The organism is Rickettsia sp., assembly GCF_965035265.1.
Window position 1 is genome coordinate 1 of sequence record NZ_CBCDJS010000085.1, and the last position, 5,583, is coordinate 5,583.

Sequence of the window (5,583 nt, forward strand, 5' to 3'; positions counted from 1 at the left end):
AAATCTTATAATTTGCAGCAAAAAATAACCAAAATTAAATTTTTTTATAAATGTTCACAGAGCCTAGATTGCCGTTATAGGGTATTTAAAATTAGATAAATTAGGTTAATCAGTAATTTTTTTATATAGATAACATTTTTTCTCAATGAGTCTTTTTAGAGGCAGGAAGAGATTAGGTGGTAAGTTATCAAGAGCAAACCACTGCCAGCTTTCTACCTTATGAGGCTCAAGATTTTGCAATTGTTCTTCATTTAAACAATGAGCTTTAAGAAAAATCGAGACATAATGCTTTTGTTCTTTTTCAAAAACATCATTAGTCACAGCTAAAAATTGTGGGTTTTCAATGATCAGATTCGCCTCTTCTAATACTTCCCTAATAATACATTCTTCAAATGTTTCACTAAATTCTAAATGTCCACCTGGGTTGCCATAACTAGATTCACCATGAGAACTAATACGTTTGCCTAGTAAAATCTCATTCTTGCTATTAAAAACTATAATACCGATTCCAATACATGGATGATTAGTCATATCTAACCATTAACTCTTAATTGACTTATTAATAGCTTATGTTAATTTCCAAATCAAATAAAAAATATTGATTATCTATATACGGTGAGCTATTTGTTATAGTGGTTTAATATTTATCTGTAGTCATGAATTTCATCACTCAATCACAAAATAATAGCTTAACTAATTCTTGGCTCAAGCTTGGTATTTTATCCTTGGGGTTTGCAGGTTTATATTCAATTATTTTAGTGGTATTACGTACCCCACAATTATCAAGCTTTTTCCCAAATCCGCATATTTTCAAATCTGCTTTAATCATTCACGTTAATTTATCGGTATTAATTTGGTTGTTGTCCATTACGGCTAGTGTTTGGGGTGAAATGTCATTGCGAGGAGAGGCAAAGCCTCGACGCGGCAATCTTATGAAACAATACAAAATTCCTGAGATTGCCACGCTCTCTACGTTCGCTCGCAATGACGTGTTTCACCTTTACCCCAAACTCGCTTTTCTAGCTACTCTTCTGATCGCTATTTCCCCGGTAGCAGGGCATAACCCTGTTATGAATAATTATATACCGATGCTTGAGAATATCGTATTTATTTTGGGGTTAAGTCTATTTGGTGTTACGCTGCTGTTATATGCAATAAATATCTTATATTTCTTCGATTGGCGGAACTTAAATAATCTAATTAATTTTACAATATTATCGACTATTATAATGTTTATTTTAAGTTTCGTTTGTTTTGGATGGTCTTATAACGGCTTGCAAAATATTATTGAAATTATTCCAATTGAGATAGAATTTTATTATGAATTACTTTTTTGGAGCGGGGGTCATTTATTACAATTTATATATACTCAAATATTAATATTTATTTGGGTTATTTTATTTAGAGAGTTAATAGCTAGAGAATTAAAATTCCAAAAATTCTATCTTTTCTTACTTTATTTGAATTTTATTTTTGGCATTATTATACTTTTTGGTCATATATCTTATGATATTATTGATGGAGCATTTAAAGAATTTTATACAAATCATATGAAATATCTAGGTGGTATTGCTCCTGTTTTATGTTTGGTCGGTATGGGGGTTGAGTTGGTGTGTTATTCCCACGCATCTTTATGTCATTCCCGCGAAAGCGGGAATCTAGAAAAAAAAGAATGGATTCCTGCTTCCGCAGGAATGACATCAAATCACAGAGTAATCAAAACCACCTTACTTTGCTCTATTACTTTATTTCTACTTGGCGGGCTTATTGCAATGAATATTACAGGTATAAATGTAGTAATTCCTGCTCATTATCATGGTTCTATAGTAGGGATCAGTATTGCATGTATGGGTTATGTGTCATGCCGTGGCTTGACCACGGCATCCAAAAATAATAAAATGGATACCGCGATCAAGTCGCGGTATGACATACACTACGGCATGACACTTGCCATCTACCTACTAACATTTGGGCAGATTCTGCATATACTCGGGCTAGCACTTGCCGGCGGTTACGGGGTCATGCGTAAAGATCCAAATAGCGTAATGCCGATGTCAGCTAAGCTACTAATGGGAATGATGGGCGGAGGAGGGCTTATTGCTATAGTAGGCGGCTTGATGTTTGTATATATTTGTGTTAGAGTAATGTTTTTTAAAAGCATAAAACTAGAACATGAATAAACCGACTAGAGAAGAAGCTAAAGAAGCGGTAAGAACATTACTCAAATTTATCGGCGAAGACCCAACTAGAGAAGGGCTGCTTAAAACTCCTGATAGAGTAATTAACAGCTATACGGAAATATTTTCCGGTTATGGAAAGGACGTAGAGGAAATATTAAATACAAAATTTTACGATACTTGTAATTTTCAAGACTTTATTTCACTAGAAGGCATAAAATTTACCTCTTTTTGCGAACATCATATGTTACCTTTTAACGGTACGGTACATATAGCTTATATTCCTGATAACTGTATTGTCGGCATAAGCAAGTTAGCACGAATAGTAAATATCTTTGCTAGAAGGCTACAAATTCAAGAAAAAATGACCGTACAGATAGCAGAAAGCGTGCAGGAGAATTTAAAGCCGCTTGGCGTTGCCGTTAAGATTTCTGCGCTGCATAGTTGTATGTCGATGCGGGGGGTTATGCAGGATAATAGCATTATGAACACTATGCATTATACGGGTATATTTGCCGAGCAGCAGAAATATCGCCATGAGTTTTTAAACCTTACCGCTAAAAGATAAGTACACTTTCATCCGTCATGAGCTAAGCGACTGAAAGGAGCGTGGCAATCTCAGGACTTTGACACGAGATTGCTTCGTCAATTACTTCGTAATTTCCTCGCAATGACGGAAAAATATATTAAACTAAAAAAATTCTATGTTATTATCAAAATATTTTTTACCTGTTTTAAAGGAAGAACCAAGTGAAGCTCAAGTAACTTCGCATAAATTAATGCTTAGAAGCGGAATGATTAGGCAGCAAGCAGCAGGGATTTATACATGGCTTCCGCTTGGTTTAAAGGTACTTAAGAATATCGAGAATATAGTACGCTCGAATATGAATAAAGCAGGAGCTTTGGAAGTTCTTATGCCTTGTATTCAGCCGGCACATTTATGGATGGAATCGGGGCGTTTTGATAATTACGGTAAGGAAATGTTAAAATTTCAAGATCGTCACGATAATACCTTACTATTTGGTCCAACTAACGAAGATATGATTACGGATATTTTTCGTCATAATATTAAGTCATATAAGGATTTGCCAAAAAACCTTTATCATATCCAATGGAAATTTCGTGATGAGATTAGACCACGTTTTGGTGTTATGAGAGGACGAGAGTTTCTTATGAAAGATGCTTATTCTTTTGATATAAACGAAGAAAATGCCGTAAAAACTTATAATCAAATGTATAAGGCTTATATTAATACTTTCAGGGATTTAGGCGTATTTGCTATCCCTGTTATTGCTGATAATGGTCCGATAGGCGGTAATTTAAGCCATGAATTTCATATTATTGCTGAAACTGGTGAAAGTACTATTTATTACGATAAAAGATTTAAGACGTTAAAAGATAATCCTGATATTGATGTAGAGGAAATTAAAGGCTGGTACGCAGCCGCCGAAGAAAAGCATGACGTGAATAAATTACCTATATCTGAACAAGAAATAACTAGCAGTAAAGGGATAGAAGTTGGGCATATTTTTTATATTGGCTCAAAATATTCGGTTAATATGAATGCACTTATTAATGATGAGCATGGTACACTTACTCCCGTTGAAATGAGTTCTTACGGCATAGGTATTTCAAGGTTAGTGGCGGCTATTATAGAAGCAAATTGTGATGAGAAAGGTATCATATGGCCTTCTAGCGTTGCTCCTTTTAAAGTTTCTTTAATTAATTTAAATATTCATGATAGTAAATGCGTAGAACTTGCGGCAAAAGCTTATAAAGAGCTATCAGATCAAAGTATAGAAGTATTGTATGACGATACCGAAGCACGCCCCGGCAGTAAATTCGCTACGCACGACCTTATCGGCTCGCCTTATCAAATTATAATCGGTCCTAAAAAAGCCGCAAATAATATCGTTGAATTAAAAGACCGTAAAACCGGAGTGATGGAGGATATAGAGATAGAAAATCTTATTAATTGTATCAAATAATATAGACAGTGATAGTATCATATGATACTATCATATCATGAACAACAAACCACCTTTTCAAATAACTAATAAAATCTTGGGATTACTCCAAGATATTTCTTATGAGCTTGGTATTTTAGCCGGTAGCAAGCTGTACTCTCAACCTATAAAACTTAGAAAAAATAATCAAATTAAAACTATCCACTCTTCTTTAGCAATTGAAGGTAACAGTTTAAGCGTAGAGCAAATTACCGATATAATAAACGGTAAAAGAGTTCTTGCACCTGAAAAAGATATTCTAGAAGTAAATAATGCTATAAAATTATATAATGATCTAACAATATTTGATTCTTGCTCGGTTGAATCATTATTAAAAGCACATAAGATATTAATGCAAGGATTAGTAGAAGATAACGGAAAGTGGCGTAAAGGTAATGCCGCTATATTTAAAGGCACAGAGATTATACATTTTGCACCTCCGGCAAGTCGTGTATCTTTATTAATGCAGGATTTATTTGATTTTATAAATAAAAATGACGGCACTTCCGGAATAATTAAGGCTTGTATATTTCATTATGAGCTTGAGTTTATTCATCCTTTTTCAGATGGTAATGGACGCATCGGTAGGTTATGGCAACAATTATTATTAATGCAAACTAATAAAATTTTTGAGTATATTTCCGTTGAAAGTTTGATTAGAAATAATCAAAGCGAATATTATAGCGTTTTAAGTAAGTGTGATAAGCTTGGCGAGTCTACCTTATTTATTGAATTTATGCTTGATCAAATAGTTACAGCATTAAGATTATATAGTAATAATATAGTATATGAGGCAAGTACTCCTTTAGCCAGAATGGAATTTGTCAAGGTTAATTTAATGGATAAATGGTTTTCTAGAAAAGATTATATTAGTGTACATAAAAATATTTCTACGGCAACGGCTAGTAGAGATTTAATTTACGGTTTAGAACATAAACTTTTAATAAGTAAAGGTGATAAGAATCAGACTTATTATAAGTTTGTGTAGCTCTTGTATTGTCATTCCTACTTTTGCAAGAAGGCATTGTTGCGTGGATCGATAAAATTCACTGTGTCACCTAGTTCGCTTGACCACGGGGTCCATAAAAATAATAAAAAATACTAAAACTTTAGTATTTTTAACTGGATCCCGTGGTCAAGCCACGGGATGACAGAGGTAAAATATCCACGCAACAACGCCTTATTATCTAGTCCGGCTAGTTTGTTTGCTTTCCTCTCCTCTTTTTTCTAATAGTTTGGCTGTGTTCGGTCCAAGGGTAATCCTCCCCAAAAACAATCGACAAAAGGAGTAGAATTTTTTAGAAGTAAAGAAGGAGATTCTATAAATGACAATATCAAAACACAGTGATAGCCAAATCATGTCTATCTTAAAGCAGGCGAGCAGTGGGATGCCTGTAGCA

At 34.0% G+C, this 5,583-nt stretch carries 5 protein-coding genes; 4 read left to right on the plus strand and 1 reads right to left on the minus strand.

The genetic code is table 11. From position 1 onward, the window contains the following. Nucleotides 1-105: 105 nt before the first annotated feature. The gene (locus tag AC1Z7D_RS05740; protein ID WP_482602764.1) at nt 106-531 is read right to left on the minus strand and encodes a nucleotide triphosphate diphosphatase NUDT15; all 426 of its coding nucleotides are present in this window, start codon (nt 529-531) and stop codon (nt 106-108) included. A gap of 125 nt (nt 532-656) precedes the next feature. Here AC1Z7D_RS05740 and AC1Z7D_RS05745 point away from each other — a divergent pair, with 125 nt between their 5' ends. The 4 genes from AC1Z7D_RS05745 to AC1Z7D_RS05760 all read left to right on the plus strand — a co-directional run bounded on the left by AC1Z7D_RS05745 (nt 657) and on the right by AC1Z7D_RS05760 (nt 5,171). Continuing rightward, a complete protein-coding gene (locus AC1Z7D_RS05745) occupies nt 657-2,180 on the plus strand; it encodes a hypothetical protein (protein ID WP_482602766.1) in 1,524 nt (507 codons plus the stop codon). After that, the gene (folE, locus tag AC1Z7D_RS05750) at nt 2,173-2,745 is read left to right on the plus strand and encodes a GTP cyclohydrolase I FolE (RefSeq protein ID WP_482602768.1); all 573 of its coding nucleotides are present in this window, start codon (nt 2,173-2,175) and stop codon (nt 2,743-2,745) included. The genes AC1Z7D_RS05745 and folE overlap by 8 nt, the downstream gene beginning before the upstream one ends. A 136-nt stretch (nt 2,746-2,881) precedes the next feature. Beyond that, nucleotides 2,882-4,165 (plus strand): proline--tRNA ligase, encoded by a 1,284-nt coding sequence (gene proS, locus AC1Z7D_RS05755; RefSeq protein ID WP_482602770.1) that lies wholly within the window; start codon nt 2,882-2,884, stop codon nt 4,163-4,165. A 37-nt stretch (nt 4,166-4,202) separates the two neighbouring features. Then, on the plus strand, nt 4,203-5,171 hold the full coding sequence (locus tag AC1Z7D_RS05760) for a Fic family protein (RefSeq protein ID WP_482602772.1): 969 nt from the start codon (nt 4,203-4,205) through the stop codon (nt 5,169-5,171). Nucleotides 5,172-5,583: the final 412 nt, after the last annotated feature.